This window comes from Cesiribacter andamanensis AMV16, from assembly GCF_000348925.1.
GTDB classification, from domain to species: domain Bacteria; phylum Bacteroidota; class Bacteroidia; order Cytophagales; family Cyclobacteriaceae; genus Cesiribacter; species Cesiribacter andamanensis.
Genome location: NZ_AODQ01000093.1, coordinates 1 through 18,469, shown reverse-complemented (window position 1 = coordinate 18,469; position 18,469 = coordinate 1). Strand labels below are relative to the sequence as shown.

The following is an 18,469-nucleotide window of genomic DNA, read 5'->3' as shown; positions in this document are numbered from 1 at the left end:
AATGGCAATAGCTGGAACGATCAGCCCGAGCTGCCCCGGCCCAGTGCGGGGTAGACGATGGGGGCGGTAATTTTAACCGGGAAGTCAGTGTGGGCAGCAGCGATCTGCGCCTGCCCGTTGTACAATTCGATGCCTGCAATCCCCAGCTGATTCTCTCGGTGAACATGAACCAGGAAAACTCCGCGGCACAGGGGGTGCATGTGGCAGGCAACTTTCAGGCGCTGGCCGGCTATGGCAGCGACTGGAACCCCTCGGCCACCCCCCTGCATGATCCCGATGGCGACGGCACCTATGAAGTACGGATCTCGCTGCCAACACAGGGCCTTTTTCAGTATAAATACATCAATGGCAACAGCTGGCAGGGAGCAGAACAGGTGCCCGCCGCCTGTGGCGTGGAGGATGGAAACGGTGGCCATAACCGTACCATAGAGGCCACCTCCGAGCTTACCACCGCCCCCACCTACTGCTTCAGCAGCTGCGAAAGCTGCTCGGGTACCGGCATCCCCACCACCTATGATACCTACTGGTGGAACGATGCGGTCTTTTACGAGATTTTTGTGCGCAGCTTCTATGACAGCAATGGCGATGGCAAAGGGGATTTCCGGGGCATGATCGAAAAGCTGGACTACCTCAACGATGGCGACCCCGAAACCACCACCGACCTGGGCATTAGCGGCATCTGGCTGATGCCCATGATGGCCTCGCCCAGCTACCACGGCTATGACGTAACCGACTACTACGCCACCGAGCCCGACTATGGTACCATGGCCGATTTTGAAGCCTTTCTGGAGGCCGCCCATGCCCGGGGCATTCGGGTGATCATTGATTTTGTGATGAACCACAGCTCCAGCCAGCACCCCTGGTTTAGCCAATCGGCCGGCAGCACCGACAACCCCTACCGGGACTGGTACATCTGGTCAGAAAATAATCCGGGCTTTGGCGGCCCCTGGGGGCAGGAGGTATGGCACCCCCGCAACGGCGCCTATTACTATGGACTGTTCTGGGGCGGCATGCCTGACCTGAACTGGAGCAATCCCGATCTGCAGGAAGAAATGTGGGACATTACCCGTTTCTGGCTGGAGAAGGGGGTAGACGGCTACCGCCTGGATGCCATCAAGTACCTGGATGAGGACGGTACCCAGCTGGAAGACACCCCCGAAACCTTTGCCCTGCTGCAGGAATTTAACCAGGTATATAAAAGCGCCAATCCCGATGCCTTTACCGTAGGCGAGATCTGGTCCAATACCGCCTCGGTAGCACCTTATGTTCGCAACAACCGGCTGGATGCGGCCTTTGAGTTTGACCTTTCCTACGCCATTATCAACGGGGTACGCACAGGCAACCCAACGGCCATCCGCAATCAGCTGAATGTGATCAACCGCAGCTACGCCCCCCTTCAATACGCTACCTTTCTGACCAACCACGACCAGAACCGCATACTGGAAGAATTTGGCGGCAATATGCAACAGATGCGGCAGGCCGCCGCCCTCTACCTGAGCATGCCGGGCATTCCCTTCCTCTACTATGGCGAAGAAATTGGTATGCTGGGTACCAAGCCCGATGAGGACATTCGCCGGCCCATGCAATGGACCCCCGGCGAGCAGGCAGGCTTTACCAGCGGCACCCCCTGGCGAGCCCTTAACAGCAATTATCCCCAGTTCAATGTGCAGACCATGGAACGGGATGCCAATTCTCTGCTCAATCATTACAAAAAGCTCATTCACATCCGCAACCAGCAAGCTACGCTACGCAGGGGCTACCTGCTGCAGGCCGAAACCACCGCTCCTGCCCTGCTGAGCTACGCCCGTGTCTATGAAGAGGAGATGGCGCTGGTGGTTTCCAACCTGGGCAGCAGCGCCCTTACTAGTCCCGGCCTTGCACTGGAAGCCTCAAGCCTGCCGGCCGGCACCTACCCCCTTACCGAGCTTTACAGCGGTCAGGCCATGGGCAGCCTGACGGTAAACGAACAGGGCGGCTTCAGCCAGTGGACGGCAGAGGGCAGCCTGCCTGCCGGCGAAACCTGGATCGTGCTCCTCTCCCACCGGCCCCAACAGGTGGTGAGACCTACCGGCCTTAGCCCCGAACTGGATCCCCTGGGCCTGCAGCTGTATCCTAACCCCTCTACCGGACTGGTACAGCTACAGCTACGCAATAGTCCTGCTGCCAACAGCGAGCTGCGGGTCTACGACCTGGCTGGCAAACTGCTGCAGCGCATCCCTTTTAGCGGACACTCCCTCAGCTTCAGCACCAGCGCCTGGGCCAGCGGCACATACATTCTGAGCATCCGCTCCGGCAGTACGCAGAGCACCCGCCGGCTGGTGGTGCACTAATACTTGCGGGCTGCTGAACGCCTGCCTGCGCCCTGCACAGCCTACTCAGCTCCTTTAGGCGGCTTGCCGATTGAGTGCCCCCGGATGGGGGCCTAAGAAAAAAAGAGGCCCGGAGAATATTTCCGGGCCTCTTTTTAATGTGTATGCCTATCTCAGAGAGATAAGGGCAGGACGGCTAGGCCCTGTTGTATCCTTAATACTCCGTGATGGTATAGGTGGAGCCTGCCTTCTTGATCTTCAGGAAATTCACCTTCAGATATCGATCTCCAGCCAGGAATTCTCCGGTGTAGGGCTTCAGCTCTCCCTCATCATCCCCCTTTACATAAAGGGTGTAATTGGTTTTTTTGGTAGCATTAAAGGCCTCTACCGCAATGGTATACTCGCCATCTGCATACACATCCTGTATGCGCACTACCTCAAAACTGCCCGAGGAGGTGGAATTACTCACTTCCGTACCCCCTTTTGTCAGGTAAAGATCCAGGTCAGAATTGTTGACAGCATCGCTGGTGGTACCGCCAGTAGTCCATTCCAGGTCGATGCGCAGGCCATTGGTGCTGTTGACCACATTGGCCGGCACTGGTTCGGGACCATCGCCGCAAGCCGTCAGGAAAAACAGGCACAGCAGCAGGCCTGCATATAGGGTTGATTTTATATAGTTCATGATAAGGAAGCCTGATTAGTTACGCGCGTAAATTTTTTCATACTGTGCCAGGCGATACTGTACATCGGCCATTTTATCACGCATGGCGCGTACAAAAATGCCTTCTTTCAGTTCTTCCAGGCGGGTCAGGTACTCATCGGCCTGGGCAAACTGGTAGCTCAGGTAGCAACCGATCACCAGGTTTTTCAGAATGGCTTCGGTTACTTTTTTGTCGATGCGCGCCTTGCGGTTGTCGGGCTCAGAAACTGCCAACTCTTCTTTCCACAGGGCCATGGCCGCATTAATATCTGCTACATAAGTCTCTGAGGGGTATACATCTCCTTCCAGCTTCTTGGGTGAGGCAGCATTTACCAGCTCAAAGGCAGAAGTAAGCTTGGCATAGTCGGTGGCATCTTTTTTCTCTTTTACAAACTTGATCTCTTCCCGCATGTGAGTCTTCACATAGCCATACTGGTGAATCAGATGCGCTTTGATAGCATCGCGGTTGGCCGACAGGTGCTTGTCCCGCACACCAGATTTGAACTTGTTGCCACTTTCTTCCCAGAATTTATAAAGCGCCGCTTTGGTAGGGAATAAGTCTGTAGAGGCATAGCTGAAGTCATTGGAGTTGTTGATGTAGGTAGATTCGATCACCTGCTCGCCCTGCAGTACGCGTATTTGCATGGGGTAGCGGAACTGCATACGGTAGCTGTAGTACTCTACATCCACTTCCTTATCACCACGCTTTTCTTTTTTGGTGGTAGTGATCACTTCAGGATAGTTGGGAATGGAGTACCAGCCCAGGGAGATCTCTGTGATAATGCCGGCGCCATCTTCACTCTGCTCATAGCCGGGAATGGCCGCAGCGGTTTGCAGGCTGGCCGTGATGCTGTTGCGGTCCTGATCGGCCGCCAGCCCGTTGGGAATTAGAATACGGCTTGTATAGGTTTTTACTTCTTCGCCAAATACCTGGCGGGGCAATTGCAGATAGGGGATCTTCACCCACTCGTCTTTAATGTTTTGTGCAAAAGTAGCACTCGCCCCACCTACCAACATCAGGGCTACCATCGTAAACTTTTTAAACATAACGTAGAATTAAGGTTATGCCACAAAAGTATAGATGTGTTTTGTTGAGAAAAAAAGATACTCGCCTATTCTATTACACTACTCCTTAATGAATTTTTAATGCAGTAGCAAAAAAATGTTATAACACTATACAAAATTTCAATATAGTTCTCTCCTAACACTACCGGTGCCTTTAGAGGAAAAAATTGGTTCTATTGAGTTTAAAGCTCATTAGCAAAAACTGTAGCATCCTAAATGCCCCAACAGCGAATTAACAGTACGCATACCGAACTATCTTTTCCTGCACAATAGTCAAATCAATCTCGCCTAAAATATAACGTCGCACCGCAACTAAAAAGCCCCTGCTACCCGAAGGCAACAGGGGCTTTTTGGGTAGGCAGCTGCTACCTAAGCCGTTCGGATGGCCGTAACCGGGTCCATACGGGCGGCAGACCAGGCCGGCATCAGGCCCGAGATTATGCCAATCACCACCGCCAGCCCCAGGCCTATGACCACATTGGAAAGTGAGAGGGTAAAATCCAGTGCGCCAAAGGAAATAAAGGTAAAGGGGTACACCAGCAGCAGGCCGGCTATGCCGCCCAGCAAACTCAGAAAAACCGCTTCAAACAGAAATTGCAGCAGGATAAAATAGCGCTTGGCACCCAGCGATTTCTGGATACCGATCTGGTTGGTGCGCTCCCGCACCGATACAAACATGATGTTGGCAATGCCAAAGCCCCCAATCAGAATGGCAAAGCTGCCGATCACTGCGCCCACTATGGTAATTACCCCAAAAATGCTGCTCACCATGTCGGAGAGCATCTGTGGCTGATTCAGGGCAAAAGTGTCTTCTTCCCGGGGCCGTAGCCCCCGGCGCTGGCGCATCACCCCTCGCACTTCCTCCAGCAGTTCGGTCATGTTCTGCCCTTCCTTGCCCTTAATGGCAATGATTGAGCCAACGCCATCATACCGTCCGCTGTAATACGCCTTTAGAAAAGCTTTATAGGGTACAAAGATATTGTCGTCATTACTGGGGCCATCCAGCAGATTTTCGCCCACCCGCTTCATGACCCCGATCACCTGGTAGCGCTGGCCCTTAATGGTTAGCTCTTTGCCCAGAGGATCGGTAGTCGGAAACAGTGCTTCTACTACATTGGCACCTATAACGGCCACATTACGGGCCGTCTGCACCTCCAGCGGACTAAAGTAGCGCCCGTTTTCTACCGGTATGTCGGCCACATCCTGATGCTCGTAGCTAACCCCAAACAGCGTTACCCCTCCGGTGCTGTTGCTCCCGTAGCGGGCCGTGGTGCGGCGGCGCGCCATAATGCTTACCGCCTTGGCATTGGTTACCTTCTCGGCCACAAACTCATACTCGGGGTAGGAGGCCTGTGGCCGGTTCACAAACTTCCACCAGGGATATTCCGGCCCAAAGATCCAGGGCCACTTTTCTACATAGATCACATTATCGCCCAAAAAGGCAAGGCTCTCCTTTACGTTACGCTCCAGCGAATCTACCACCGTAAAAACCAGGATAATGGAGAATATCCCCACCGTTACGCCCAGTAGGGAGAGAATGGTGCGCAGCAGGTTGCTCCTGAGGGCGGTGAGGGCAAAGCGAAAGCTCTCGAAAATGAGCCGGAGGGTTTTCAATGGGCGAAGGTGTTTTCTATAAACAATTTTGTTTAAAACTTGCTATTTACATAGAGATTCGCAAATGAAACGCTTAAATTTGCAAGCTTTACTTAGAAGCGCTCAACAGGCTTAAAAATACCGATGAAACTTTCAGAATTCAAATTCGATTTGCCCGCAGGTCTATTAGCGTTATATCCGGCCGAAAACCGGGATGAATCGCGCCTGCTGGTTTTGCACCGCAACACTGGCCAAATCGAACACCGCGTTTTTAAAGATGTAGTAGAGTACTTTGGCGAAGGCGATGTCATGGTCACCAACAACACCAAGGTATTTCCCGCCCGCCTGTACGGCAATAAAGAAAAGACCGGTGCCAAGATTGAGGTATTCCTGCTGCGCGAACTCAACCGCGACATGCACCTATGGGATGTGCTGGTAGATCCTGCCCGTAAGATCCGTGTAGGCAACAAGCTGTACTTTGGCGATGGCGAACTGGTAGCCGAGGTGATTGACAACACCACCTCCCGCGGCCGCACCATCCGCTTTCTGTTTGATGGCTCCAATGAGGAGTTTTATAAAATGATCGATTCTCTGGGCGAGACCCCCCTGCCCCGCGAAATCACCCGCGATGTAGAGCCCGAAGACCGCGATCGCTTCCAGACCATCTATGCCGAGCATACCGGCGCGGTATCGGCCCCAACGGCCGGCCTGCACTTTACCCCGCACCTGCTGAAGCGCCTGGACCTGAAGGGGGTGGCCATCAGCCCCATTACGCTGCACGTAGGCCTGGGCACCTTCCGCCCTGTAGATGTGGAAGACCTCACCAAGCACAAAATGGACTCCGAGAACTTTGTAGTCCCCACCCAGACCGCCACTGCCGTAAACCAGGCCCTTGATAATAAGAACCGCGTTTGCGCCATCGGCACCACCTCCATGCGAGCCCTGGAAAGCAGCGTATCGGCCAGCAACCGCCTGAAGGCCACCGAGGGATGGACGGATAAATTCATCTTCCCCCCCTACGAGTTCAAGATCTGCAATGCGCTGATCACCAACTTTCACATGCCGGAAAGCACCCTGCTGATGATGGCCTGTGCCTTTGGGGGCTTTGATAATGTGATGAATGCCTACAAGGTAGCCATGGAAGAAAAATACCGCTTCTTTACCTATGGCGATGCCATGCTGATCATTTAAGCCCGGCTGCGAAAGAATATTTCTAAAAAGAAGCTTCGGTCCCTGGCCGAAGCTTTTTATTTTGCCCCCTATGGACGCCCTATCTTCTTCCCCCCTCTATGCAGTGATTGTAGCCGGCGGCAGCGGCAGCCGCATGCAAAGCAGCCTGCCCAAACAGTTTCTGCCGTTGCAGGGTAAGCCGGTGCTTATGCATACGCTGCAGGCCTTTGCCAGCCTGCCCCAGTCTGTGGAGCTGGTGCTGGTACTGCCCGAGGTGCAGATGGCGTACTGGCAGCAACTCTGCCGGCAGCACCGCTTTACCCTCCCCCACCAGCTGGTAGCCGGGGGCAACAGCCGCTTTCAATCTGTAAAAAGAGGACTTGAAAAGGTACCAGACAAAGCGCTGGTGGCCATTCATGATGGGGTGCGCCCCCTCATTGAAGGGGATATAATCCTGCGGGCCTACCAGCTGGCAGCTGAAAAGGGCACTGCCGTGGTGGCCGTACCCCTCAAAGACAGCATTCGCCGCCTGCAGGCCGATGGCAGCAGCCAGAGCAGCCCGCGGGAAGAATACCGGCTGGTACAAACCCCCCAGACCTTCAGGGCAGAGGCTATCCGCAGCGCCTATGCCCGGGAAGAGCAGCCCCATTTTACCGACTGCGCCAGTGTAGCCGAGGCGGCAGGCTTGCACATTCACCTGACCGAGGGCAGCTACCGCAACCTGAAGATCACCACACCCGAAGACCTGCTGCTGGCCGAAGCCCTGCTGCAGAACGGCAGCCTGCACTACCGAAACTAGCTATCGCAGGTTTTCCAAACCTGTGATTAGTATTCAGTGGATTCTCCGAACCTAGCTTTTCTTATCTTAATGCCCTTGCGCGCGCCTTTGTAACGCGGGTGCAAACAAACGCTTTCATCATACCCCCTTAAACCCCTTAAAAGGAAAAAGCCCGCTTGCGGCGGGCTCTTGGGCTTAATATTCGTCTTCGTTGAAGAAGAAATCTTCTTTTGTGGGATAATCAGGCCATATCTCCTCGATGCTCTCATAGGGCTGGCCATCATCTTCCAACTCCTGCAGATTTTCTACCACCTCCAGCGGAGCGCCAGACCGGATGGAGAAGTCAATCAACTCGTCTTTAGTGGCAGGCCAGGGAGCGTCTTCCAGATAGGAAGCCAATTCTAGTGTCCAGTACATGCGTGTCCTCCTTTATTTTGTAATGATTGTATGGTACTTTCTTAGCGTTTATGTCCGTAGACCTAAATAGCGATTTCTTAAAAAAGTTCGTGAAGGACGTCTTTTTTAAGCAAATATGCCAGTAAACGTAATAAAAGCTTATTTATTTGTACTCTAGCCGCAAAGAACTATCCTTATTGGTTTTAGCCCTATACGACCAGGCAGTTCAAGGGTTGTGCCGCCCCCGAAAACACAGAAAAAAGGTCAGGTACTGTTTTGCCTGTTTAGTGCGAATTTGACTCTTGTTTCAGCTCTTCCAGTAACATCTTTTTAACCTTTACCTTGCGGTATTGAGAGCGCAGCTTGGCTTCCATCATTTTCGACACCTCGCTACGGCCCGGACTCATGGAGGCCATATTTTCCTGGTAGTTCTGCAGTTCCCGCTCATCGCGGCTTAGCAGATCGCGCAGCAGCCGCAGCTTCTGGCGGGCCTGCTCCTGGGCATCGCGCTGCTCCAGGCCCGGCACTTTGTTAAAGGCCAGTTTAGACAGGAAATGTCGTTCGCGGATCAGGCTGCCGGTATCGAAGAGCTGATCGGATATGCGGGCCACCTCCGGCGAGCGGGCAAAGCCCAGCTCCTTGTACTGATTCTGGATGGTTTCTACTGTGCCTAGCGCGCCCGGATCGTTTACATCGATGGCCTTCATGCGCTCCAGAAGCGCCCGGCGCTCCTCCAGGCGCTCCTGCCCGGGCTCTACCGGGGGAGAGTAGCTGCGCTGCTGCGGACGCCCCTGCTGAGGCCGGCCCCAGGAGCCACTCCGCTCACCCCCCTGCTGACGCTCGCCATATGACCGCTGCCCACCGGTACGCTCACCATACGGACGGTCCCCGCCGGGACGGTCTCCGCCGGGACGGTCCCCGCCGGGACGGCTGCCATAACGCTCGCCTCCGGAGGGGCGCTGCTGGTTACGCTGCTGCATAAAGGGGCGCATGAGCCGCTGCAGCTGAAACAGCAGTGGTTTATAATGTTCTGCCGGGATTTTGCCTACCTCTTTCCAGCGTTGCTGAATGCCCCGCAGGTCATAGTAGGCCTGCCGGCTGTTGGGCTGCTCGGCAGCCCGCTGGGCTTCGGCTAGCAGAATCTCATACTGCTTCTGCCGCTCATCAATCATCTTCTGCCGGTCTTCATAAAAGGCCTGCCGCCGGTCAAAGAAATCCTGCAGCAGGGCATTAAAGCGCGCTTCATAGTCTTCCTGATGCTCGCTATCCAGGCTACCGGTGCGCAGCCAGCGCATCTTCATATCCTTGGCCAGTTCGGTTCCTTCTTTCCAGTTGGTGATCTCCTCCAGCTGTCCGGCTTCCTGCAGCAGGGCCGTTTTAATCTGCAGATTGCGCTCCCGGTTCTGGTGAATGATCTCCCGGATATAGGCCTCCAGCCCTTCCAGGCGCACAAAAATTTCCGTAAAGTCGCCGAGCCCTTCATAGTGCGGAAGGGTCTCTTTTAAATGCAGCAGCTTCATGAGGTAAGACCCCTTGTTGGACTTGGTGCGGATGTCCTCCTCCAGCTGGTTTATTTTTTCCTGCAGCTGCTGAAAGCGGTTTTCGTAGTAGGCAAAGGCAGCTTCAGGCGTGTCTTTTACCTCTCCAATCTCCAGTGCTGGATACGTATCAAATGCTTTACGGTATACCTTACCGTCCTGAACAAAACCGTAGGGATGGTCTGCCACGCGCGTAATGGGTTGGTTTTAGGTTGAGTCTCTAAGGGAGGCTGGCTGCAAAAGGGCAAGCCGCTTCCCGCTTTTCCGAAAAATAATTAATTCCGGCCAAATGGCAGCAAAAAAGATTAAATTTGCACATCCATCTTTTAATTAGAATAAAGCATGAGTGCCGAAAAAATCATTTTTTCAATGTCGGGCGTCAGCAAGATTATTCCGCCTAAGCGCCAGATCTTAAAAGACATTTACCTTTCCTTCTTCTATGGCGCCAAAATTGGCGTACTTGGCTTAAACGGTTCGGGTAAATCTACGCTGCTGCGCATTATTGCCGGCCTCGATAAGGAATATCAGGGCCAGGTGGTGTTCTCGCCCGGCTACAGTGTGGGCATGCTCTCGCAGGAGCCCGAGCTGGACCCCACCAAAACCGTACGCCAGGTGGTAGAAGAGGGCGCCGGCGAAGTGGTGGCCCTGCTCCGTGAATTTGAAGAAATAAACCTGGCCTTTGGTGATCCGGATGTACTGGAAGATCCGGACAAAATGGAAAAGCTGATTGAAAAGCAGGCCAAGGTGCAGGAAAAACTGGATGCCGCCAATGCCTGGGAACTCGATACCCGCCTGGAGCGCGCCATGGACGCCCTGCGCACTCCTCCCGGCGATGCCCTGGTGGGCAAGCTCTCCGGTGGCGAAAAGCGCCGCGTGGCCCTGTGCCGCCTTTTATTACAAGAACCCGATGTGCTGCTGCTCGACGAGCCTACCAACCACCTGGATGCCGAATCGGTACAGTGGCTGGAGCAGCACCTGCAGCAATACAAGGGTACGGTGATTGCCGTAACCCACGACCGCTACTTCCTGGATAATGTGGCCGGCTGGATCCTGGAGCTGGACCGCGGCGAGGGCATTCCCTGGAAGGGCAACTACTCCAGCTGGCTGGAGCAGAAGAAAAACCGCCTGGAGAAGGAAGAAAAAACCGAAAGCAAACGCCAGAAAACCCTGGAGCGGGAGTTGGAGTGGATCCGCATGTCGCCCAAGGGCCGCCACGCCAAGTCCAAAGCCCGTATCAGCAATTATGAAAAGCTGCTTAGCCAGGACAATAAGGAAAGAGAACAGAAGCTGGAGCTTTACATCCCCCCCGGGCCACGCCTGGGCGATAAGGTAATTGAGGCCAATGGGGTAGCCAAAGCCTTTGGCGATAAGCTGCTGTTCGAGAACCTGAGCTTCTCGCTGCCACAGGCGGGCATTGTAGGGGTAATCGGGCCAAACGGTGCCGGCAAAACCACCCTCTTCCGCCTGATTACCGGCAAGGAAAAAGCCGATGCCGGCACCTTTGAGGTGGGCTCAACTGTAAAGCTGGCTTACGTAGACCAGGAGCACGGCAGCCTGGACCCCAACAAGAGCGTGTGGGAGAACATCAGTGGCGGCAACGACCTGATGATGCTGGGCAACAAAGAAGTGAACAGCCGCGCCTATGTGAGCCGCTTTAACTTTGGCGGATCCGATCAGGAGAAGAAGGTAGGCATACTCTCCGGGGGTGAGCGCAACCGGGTGCACCTGGCCATGGCCCTGAAGGAAGGCGCCAACCTGCTGCTGCTCGATGAACCTACCAACGACCTGGACGTAAACACCCTGCGGGCACTGGAAGAAGGCCTGGAGAACTTTGGCGGCTGTGCGGTGATCATCTCCCACGACCGCTGGTTCCTGGACCGGGTAGCTACCCACATTCTGGCTTTTGAGGGCAACTCACAGGTCTATTTCTTCGATGGCAACTACACCCAGTACGAAGAAAACCGCAAGGCACGCCTGGGCACCGAGGCTACCCCCAAACGCATTAAGTACAAGAGCCTGGCGTAGGCATACCCTTCCAGATCATGTTAAAACCACCTGTTTGTCTTAAAGCAGGTGGTTTTTCGTTTACCGCTCAGCCTCGCTACCGACCCTTTAAAGATCTTTAGTGGCCCATGCAACCCATTCCCCCTATCTTGGCATCTTCTTTCAAACAAACGCCTTAATTGCATGAAACGAATCACCTATACCTTTATAGCCTGCCTGCTCATTGGCCTAAGCTCCTGCCTGGAAATCACCGAGCAGGTACACATGCGCTCAAACGGCTCCGGCCAGTTTACCTTTACGGTAGACATGCAGGAGGCCAAGCCCCTGCTGGACATGGCCCGGAACTTCTCAAGCGAGGCCAATCCCGAAGCGGTAAAATCTGACCTGAGTACGGGCATGGATGAAGCCCATGGGCGGCTTCAAAAGATAAAAGGCATTCACCAGCCCACCCTGATCAAATCAAAGGACGGCCTTTTATCAGGCATCACTTTTGAGTTTGACAATGTAGCGGCGCTGAACAAGGCCATCAATGCGGTGCAGAACAGCAAAGGCGAACCCCAGGAGGAGTACTTTGCCTGGAATGGCCAGCAGCTGCACCGCCTCAATACGCTAAAGCTGGAAAATGAAGTGAAGAAAGGCACCGACAGCGGCCTGGCTGGCCTGGACCTTAGTGTAAATGGCAAAAGCTTCAGAGAGATTCTGAACAGCATGGTATACCGTACCGAATACAGATTTGACACCCCCATTAAAGGAGTAAGCAACAGCAACGCCACTCTCAGCGCCGACAAGCGCAAAGTAACTCTGGAGCGCTACCTGCTGGACGACAGCAAAAAAGCCGGTACGCTGGAGAATGTGATCCGATTTTAACTCAAAAGCGCGGGCCCTGTCCCGCGCTTTTGAGTTAATGCTCATGCTCCCGCTGCAGGCTATGATCCTTTTGCTGCCAGAGCAGCTTGTCGGCTTCCAGCTGCTTTAGCTGCTCTTCACTCAGGGGTGGCCGCTTCAGCAGGCTGCTAAGGTCGGGCTGACCGGCATCTACCCAGCAGGTGTACCAGAAACTGCTCACCATCCGGATGGACCTGAGCAGCTGCCGCTCTACCTGCCCGCCCAGCATGCGCTGATAATCTGCGGAAAACTCCCGGCTGTAGCTGCGCACCAGCAGCCCATTGCGCTCTTCGTACACCCATTTTTTTGCTTCCGGATAGCGGGCCGTCAGCTCCCGTTCAAAGACCAGCACCGAATCAAGCGCCTGGTGCGCCTGCACCACAGCATCCCAGATCGCCAGCTGCGTATTGTCGATGTAGCGGGCCTTGCCTACCCATAAAGAGTAGTCCCCCACAAACAGCTCGGGCAGGCGCGATTCCCAAAAGCCATGGATGCCCCGCTGGCCGGTCAGCTGCCCGTTGTAGTTAACTGTGGTGTGCAGGGGTACGTTGGCATCGGCTATGTAGTGCCCCAGATCGGCCGAGAGGCGCAGAATGGCTTCCGTATTCTTTTCCCGCAGGGCCTCGGTAAGCCAGCGGGCCGTGCGGTGTACATGCCAGGGCACAATGCCATAGGCGCGCAGGGTATCTTCGGAATACAGCTCCAGCGCCTGGCTCCAGTAGCGGGGCATGGTATACACGGCACTATCGCCATATACATCAATGTCGATGTAATGGCGCTCGGCCTCCCCTTCTACTGCATAGCGGCGACGATCGGGATTTACGGCATTCTCGGTCAGGTACTGAATGTGGCGCTTGTAAAAGGGCAGCATCTCGGGCGGTAGCGAAAAAACCGCCAGCCGGTTGATGAGCTGATGGGCAAAGAAGCCCCAATAGCGGCTTTGGGCGCCAGGGGAGGCCTGCAGGGGCAGGAAGATGAGCAGCAGAAGTAGTAGCCCTTTTTTCATCTGCCAACGAAACGCTGCTGACTAATGCTTTGTTAGCAGGAAGAGACATGGACCGGTTTTAAGCTTCCCTTTTCCCCAAAACCCCTCTCACTCAAATTGAATCCGAAAAAGAGTTTTGAAAATATAAACGCTTCTATTATCTTTGCAAACTCAAATGAGAAGATTAGGCTAACGGAAATAAAGGAATGGCACACCACAAATCAGCACTGAAGAGAATTCGGTCTAACCAAGCTAAGCGTCTGCGCAACCGTTATCAGGCGAAAACCACCCGTACATTTGTGAAAAGACTGCGCAACACCAGCGATAAAGCTGAAGCACAGGAGCTTCTGAAGACGGTTACTTCTATGCTTGATAAACTGGCGAAGAAAAACATCATTCACAAAAACAAAGCTGCTAACAACAAGAGCAAACTTGCCAAGCATGTTGCTTCTCTTGCTTAAGTAGCCCGTTTTTAAAAGAACTGGGAAGGCTATCCGATGCGGATAGCCTTTTTTGTTTGCCAACCATTCCCAAACAATCTGCGGCTGTGGCGGGTATCTAACCCTAAAAGTCCATATGGAAAGCCCGCCAAAAATTGGTCCCTCCAGAGAAAGTCCTGATGATAAACTGGACCGCCTCAGCATCCGCAGCTGGGCAGAAGAAGACCGCCCACGGGAAAAACTGCTGCTGAAAGGAAAAGCCGCTCTTAGCGATGCCGAGCTGCTGGGCATTCTGATCGGCTCCGGCACCCGTTCGCTCTCGGCGGTAGATCTCTGCAAACTCATCCTTCAAAAGGGGGGCAACAACCTCAACGAGCTGGCCCGGCTATCGGTGCAGGACCTGCAAAAATTCAAGGGCATCGGCGAGGCCAAGGCCATTACCATTGTGGCAGCCCTGGAGCTGGGCCGGCGCCGAAAAGAAGCCGATCCGGTAAAGCGGCCCAAGATCAGCAGCTCGCAGGATGCCTACGATGCCATAAAACCCGAGCTCTGGGACAAGCAGGTGGAAGAATTCTGGATTCTGCTCCTTAACCGGGCCAACCAGGTAATGCAAAAAGCTCAGGTAAGCCTGGGGGGCGTTTCCGGTACGGTAGCCGACCCAAAGGTAATTTTTAAGCTGGCCCTGGACCACCTGGCCTCTGCTCTTATTCTGGTACACAACCATCCCAGCGGCAACCTCAAACCCAGCGAGGCCGATATACGCCTGACCAAAAAACTAAAGGAAGCCGGCACCCTGCTGGATATTCCGGTACTGGATCACCTGATCTTTACCGATCATGGTTACTACAGCTTTGCCGACGAGGGGGCGCTTTAACACAAAAAATCCGCAGCCCCTAAAACTGCGGATTCTTTTCCTTCTCTCTTAACGTGCTGAAATACAACTTTTTATCTACTCTTTCAGTAGTCAAAACGGAGGCTAGCCCTAGTATGTTTAGATTATAGTGAAAAAAAATGCACGTATTCCAATTTTTTTTATCTGACAGCCCTTTTTGTTTATAATATTGCCCTTATCTCTTTCAAAACATAAAACAACCATCGAAAACAGCTGTCTGCTCCTGCCCTTTCTGTTTCACTGCAGCTAAGGGGGCCGCTCCGGCATCTGGCTGAAGCATGCCGCTTATTCTCTGTGTACTGCCGGAAGTGCAGCGGCCAGATCGCTGAGGGCTGGCTGGTGGGTCTCGTTAAAGATCTCAAAATGGAGGCGACTGCCAATTAGCTCTACCACCCCGCTGCGTTCTATGGTTTCCTGATAGGTGGCATAGCAGGCCAGGGCCCGCTTCATGGCATCAATATTTTCTTCATTGAGCTCTAGTATACAGTCAATCTCTTCTGGCAGCGACTGCTTGAGGCGAAACCCATTGGTTTCTATTGCCGGCCCGCCCCCATCGGGTACAGTAAAAAAAGCCAGTCGCTTCAGGTAGCCCACCCCTTCATCCAGCATTTGCAGGTACAGCCGCTTAATGACGGCATGCATCACCAGATGATCATGAAAGCCGCTGATGCCATGTACCGGGTAGGATACAACTATATCGGGTCGTAGCCGCTCAATCTGGTAGCGCACCACCTCTTCCAGCTCCCGGGGGTCCATGTGCTTGAGGCCGCTATCGGGCAGGTCCAGCACGGTCATGCTGGTGAGGCCCAGCGTCTGCTGCACGGCCAGCATTTCCTGGTGGCGCACTTCGCCCATTTCATCTATGCTCAGGCCCAGGCGCTGGCGTTGCTGGGTGGCCCCCCCTTTGGTGAGGGTAAGCAAATGCACTTCATGCCCCTGCCGCAATTGCTGATGCATGCCGGCTGCCGGGCCAAAGGATTCATCATCGGGATGTGGAAAAATGTAGAGATACTTCATGATAGCGGAATTCATCTGTAAAATAGCCTGAGGCCTTATTTGTTTGGCCAAACGGCAAAAGCTATTGCTAAAATCAACTAAGACACTATATTTCCGTTTTATAGTACTACCGTTCGGTAGCCCCCATTTATGAAAAAATCCTCTCTGCTCCTTATTCCCCTGGCGGTGCTGCTGCTGGGGTACCTGGCTGCTCCCACCTATCTGCGGATGGCCTTTACCTATTATACCCCAAACATAGACGATTATACCATTTTTGAAAACAGGGAAATAAAACGGGGCGAACCCGAACCCTGGATCCAGCATGCCCGCTACAACAGCATAGCCCTGCCCGACAGCCTGCAGGAGCAGGTAGAAGACTATGATCCGGTAGCGCTGCTGCTGATCAAAAATGGGGCCATCGTGTATGAGCAGTACTGGGATGGCTACAACGAACATTCTCTCTCCAACTCCTTTTCCGTAGCCAAAAGCATCATAAGCCTGCTGGTGGGCATAGCCGTGCAGGAAGGCGCCATCAACAGCCTGGATGACCCCATCGGCAATTACCTGCCCCAGCACCGGGGCAGCCCCGCCACCATCCGGCACCTGCTGATGATGAGCAGCGGCCTGGACTGGGACGAATCCTACAGTACCCCCTTTAGCATCACTACACAGGCTTACTATGGCGATGATCTGCGAAAGCTGATGCAGGAACCCAAAATCATTCACCAGCCGGGCCAGGTCTGGAACTACCAGAGCGGCAATACCCAGCTACTGGCCATGATCCTGGAGCAGGCCACCGGCCAGAGTGTGAGCGACTATACCTCGGCCCGCCTCTGGAAACCCATAGGCGCCAATAGGGATGCCCTCTGGAGCCTCGACCGGCAGGATGGCATTGAAAAGGCCTATTGTTGCTTCAACTCCAATGCCCGTGATTTTGCCCGTCTGGGCCAGCTTGTACTGGACAGCGGCGTGTGGCAGGGGGTGCAGGTGGTTCCAAAACCCTATCTGCAGCGTGCCCTCGCCCCCCTCAGCCAGCTAAAAGGTCCTGATAACGAAGCCGTCTCCTACTATGGCTACCACTGGTGGATGGTGCCCTACGGGCAAAGCTACATCCCCTACGCCCGGGGCATACTGGGGCAGTACGTCATGGCATTTCCCGAAGAACGGGCCGTGCTAGTACGCCTGGGCCACAAGCGCGATGCTGAGCAGATAAATTATCAGCCGAAGGATGTATACCTATACCTGGAGGTGGCCCGTTATCTCCTGGAGAGACTATAGGCAGCCCGGGAGGCAAGCCAAAAACAAAGCCCGGCTCAATTAGATTAATAGCATACGCAAACATGCTCCAAAAGGCAGTTATTTTGCTTTATACAGGCATAACCGGACTATGCCAGCCAACCAGACGTGCATAAACAAACTTGGTAAACTATTACCACATATTAGGACTTAGCCAAAGCGCTACGCAGGCCGAAATCAAAGGGGCGTACCGCAAGCTGGCGCTGCGCTACCATCCCGATAAAAACGGAGGCAGCAGCTATGCCGAGGAGCGCTTTAAGCAGATCAGCGAGGCCTACCGCATTCTCTCCGATGCCCGCCGCAAGGCTCACCACGATTGGGCCCTGGAATGGGAGCGCTACCAGCAGAGCCTGCCAGCGCCCGAATGGCCCGCCTATAACCCGAGCAGTACGGCCGAGCGGCGCGCGCCTCATTACCGCCGTAGCCGGCGGCGCCAGGCGCCACCCCCGCCGCAGTTCAGCTCCAGGCAAAATATCGTTGCTACTGCCTGGGCCTTTGGCATCTTTTTTTATGGTGGCCCTGCTGGTAGTGGGCGCTACCCTCTGGAATGCCTACCACCGGGAGCAGGAGCAACTGCTGCGCAACGAGCAGGCCCAGGCTACCTACTGGCAGGCCCGCGAAAATTACCTGGCCGGCAACTACGCCTACTCCCTGGCCCTGCTGCAGGAAATTCCCGCCTACACCCCCATAGCCGTAGAAGCGCTGGAATACCGCGAAAAGATCTTCACCGAGCTGGAAGAGAAGGGGTTTTGGCACTACCAGCGGGGGCAGTATGAAGAATCGGCCCGGCTGCTGCAGATCCTGGCCGACCAGGATATTAACTACAAGCCGGCCATGTTTGCCCGGCTGGTGGCCAGCTACGAGCTGCTGCAAAACTATGAGGGGGCCATACGGGCGTACGAGTCGGTGATCCGGGCCGAGCCCCGCACCATAGAGGCCCGAAACCGCCTGGCCGCCATCTATGCCGAGCACTATGGTGATTTTGACAAAGCCATGCAGTACTATGAGCAGGCCAGCGAACTGGTCATTGAAGAATACAAGTCCCAATACGGCAATGCCTACGCCCTTACGGTTAATCCCGGAAAAACCCCCGACAGCCACTACCAGCTGCATTGCGGACTGGCCAAGGTTTACCTGGCCCAGGGCATGCACTACCAGGCCGATGCAGCCCTGAAGTGGGCTCTTTTTCTGCGGCCCGATGAGCCCATGGCCTACTACCTGATGGGCATTCGCCAGCGGGAGGCCGGCAACCTGGCAGCCGCCTGCTACAACTGGAAACAGGCCGAAGGGCGGGGATCTGCTCAGGCCGGCGATTTTCTGGCCACTTACTGCCGCTAAGCTCCTTGGCCCCCTCAGGTGCAGAGCCACCCCTCTTCTCCCTCCCCCTGGCAGAGAACCAATTTGGCTCCCCTGCTGTTAATT

The 18,469-nt window shown here is 54.5% G+C and carries 16 protein-coding genes and 1 pseudogene; 10 read left to right on the top strand and 7 right to left on the bottom strand.

Annotated elements, in window-relative coordinates:
- The first annotated feature begins 89 nt into the window (after nucleotides 1-89).
- Nucleotides 90-2,330 carry an alpha-amylase family glycosyl hydrolase gene (locus tag ADICEAN_RS21425; RefSeq protein WP_009196525.1) on the top strand — a complete coding sequence of 747 codons (2,241 nt, stop codon included), beginning with the start codon at nucleotides 90-92 and terminating at the stop codon, nucleotides 2,328-2,330.
- A 193-nt stretch (nucleotides 2,331-2,523) separates the two neighbouring features.
- Here the strand turns inward: ADICEAN_RS21425 and ADICEAN_RS15245 are convergent, their stop codons facing one another.
- The 3 genes from ADICEAN_RS15245 to ADICEAN_RS15235 form a co-directional block, all read right to left on the bottom strand.
- Nucleotides 2,524-2,991 (bottom strand): hypothetical protein, encoded by a 468-nt coding sequence (locus tag ADICEAN_RS15245; RefSeq protein ID WP_009196524.1) that lies wholly within the window; start codon nucleotides 2,989-2,991, stop codon nucleotides 2,524-2,526.
- A gap of 15 nt (nucleotides 2,992-3,006) precedes the next feature.
- Nucleotides 3,007-4,056 (bottom strand): hypothetical protein, encoded by a 1,050-nt coding sequence (locus ADICEAN_RS15240; protein ID WP_009196523.1) that lies wholly within the window; start codon nucleotides 4,054-4,056, stop codon nucleotides 3,007-3,009.
- 387 nt (nucleotides 4,057-4,443) lie between these two features.
- Nucleotides 4,444-5,688, bottom strand: coding sequence for an ABC transporter permease (locus ADICEAN_RS15235; RefSeq protein ID WP_009196522.1), 1,245 nt, complete (start codon nucleotides 5,686-5,688; stop codon nucleotides 4,444-4,446).
- A 123-nt stretch (nucleotides 5,689-5,811) separates the two neighbouring features.
- Between ADICEAN_RS15235 and queA the strand changes: the two genes are divergently transcribed.
- Both queA and ADICEAN_RS15225 read left to right on the top strand, forming a co-directional pair.
- Nucleotides 5,812-6,858, top strand: coding sequence for a tRNA preQ1(34) S-adenosylmethionine ribosyltransferase-isomerase QueA (gene queA / locus ADICEAN_RS15230; protein WP_009196521.1), 1,047 nt, complete (start codon nucleotides 5,812-5,814; stop codon nucleotides 6,856-6,858).
- 70 nt (nucleotides 6,859-6,928) lie between these two features.
- Nucleotides 6,929-7,636, top strand: a complete 708-nt coding sequence (locus ADICEAN_RS15225) for a 2-C-methyl-D-erythritol 4-phosphate cytidylyltransferase (RefSeq protein ID WP_009196520.1) — start codon at nucleotides 6,929-6,931, stop codon at nucleotides 7,634-7,636.
- A gap of 174 nt (nucleotides 7,637-7,810) precedes the next feature.
- On the opposite strand, the gene ADICEAN_RS15220 is transcribed toward ADICEAN_RS15225, so the two are convergent.
- Entirely contained in the window at nucleotides 7,811-8,032 is a 222-nt protein-coding gene (locus ADICEAN_RS15220; protein ID WP_009196519.1) for a DUF2795 domain-containing protein, read from the bottom strand.
- Between the two features lie 263 nt (nucleotides 8,033-8,295).
- Nucleotides 8,296-9,738, bottom strand: a complete 1,443-nt coding sequence (locus ADICEAN_RS21420) for a DUF349 domain-containing protein (protein WP_009196518.1) — start codon at nucleotides 9,736-9,738, stop codon at nucleotides 8,296-8,298.
- A 153-nt stretch (nucleotides 9,739-9,891) separates the two neighbouring features.
- Here ADICEAN_RS21420 and ettA point away from each other — a divergent pair, with 153 nt between their 5' ends.
- Both ettA and ADICEAN_RS15205 read left to right on the top strand, forming a co-directional pair.
- Entirely contained in the window at nucleotides 9,892-11,574 is a 1,683-nt protein-coding gene (ettA, locus tag ADICEAN_RS15210) for an energy-dependent translational throttle protein EttA (RefSeq protein WP_009196517.1), read from the top strand.
- Between the two features lie 162 nt (nucleotides 11,575-11,736).
- Complete coding sequence (locus ADICEAN_RS15205; protein WP_009196516.1) at nucleotides 11,737-12,420, top strand: hypothetical protein; 684 nt, start codon at nucleotides 11,737-11,739, stop codon at nucleotides 12,418-12,420.
- 34 nt (nucleotides 12,421-12,454) lie between these two features.
- Here ADICEAN_RS15205 and ADICEAN_RS15200 read toward each other — a convergent pair whose 3' ends face one another.
- Nucleotides 12,455-13,444, bottom strand: a complete 990-nt coding sequence (locus tag ADICEAN_RS15200) for a zinc dependent phospholipase C family protein (RefSeq protein WP_009196515.1) — start codon at nucleotides 13,442-13,444, stop codon at nucleotides 12,455-12,457.
- A 185-nt stretch (nucleotides 13,445-13,629) separates the two neighbouring features.
- On the opposite strand from ADICEAN_RS15200, the gene rpsT reads away from it, so the two are divergent.
- Nucleotides 13,630-13,884: a 30S ribosomal protein S20 gene (rpsT, locus tag ADICEAN_RS15195; RefSeq protein WP_009196514.1), complete on the top strand. Its 255-nt coding sequence runs from the start codon at nucleotides 13,630-13,632 to the stop codon at nucleotides 13,882-13,884.
- A gap of 115 nt (nucleotides 13,885-13,999) precedes the next feature.
- Nucleotides 14,000-14,737: a RadC family protein gene (gene radC / locus ADICEAN_RS15190; RefSeq protein WP_009196513.1), complete on the top strand. Its 738-nt coding sequence runs from the start codon at nucleotides 14,000-14,002 to the stop codon at nucleotides 14,735-14,737.
- Between the two features lie 303 nt (nucleotides 14,738-15,040).
- On the opposite strand, the gene ADICEAN_RS15185 is transcribed toward radC, so the two are convergent.
- Complete coding sequence (locus ADICEAN_RS15185; protein ID WP_040397473.1) at nucleotides 15,041-15,772, bottom strand: PIG-L deacetylase family protein; 732 nt, start codon at nucleotides 15,770-15,772, stop codon at nucleotides 15,041-15,043.
- A gap of 129 nt (nucleotides 15,773-15,901) precedes the next feature.
- Here ADICEAN_RS15185 and ADICEAN_RS15180 point away from each other — a divergent pair, with 129 nt between their 5' ends.
- The 3 genes and pseudogenes from ADICEAN_RS15180 (at nucleotide 15,902) to ADICEAN_RS23335 (ending at nucleotide 18,385) form a co-directional block, all read left to right on the top strand.
- Nucleotides 15,902-17,029 carry a serine hydrolase domain-containing protein gene (locus ADICEAN_RS15180; protein WP_009196511.1) on the top strand — a complete coding sequence of 376 codons (1,128 nt, stop codon included), beginning with the start codon at nucleotides 15,902-15,904 and terminating at the stop codon, nucleotides 17,027-17,029.
- A 140-nt stretch (nucleotides 17,030-17,169) separates the two neighbouring features.
- Nucleotides 17,170-17,352, top strand: a pseudogene (locus ADICEAN_RS23340) (DnaJ domain-containing protein); the annotation flags it as partial.
- A 190-nt stretch (nucleotides 17,353-17,542) separates the two neighbouring features.
- Nucleotides 17,543-18,385 (top strand): tetratricopeptide repeat protein, encoded by an 843-nt coding sequence (locus ADICEAN_RS23335; protein WP_236612935.1) that lies wholly within the window; start codon nucleotides 17,543-17,545, stop codon nucleotides 18,383-18,385.
- Nucleotides 18,386-18,469 lie beyond the last annotated feature (84 nt).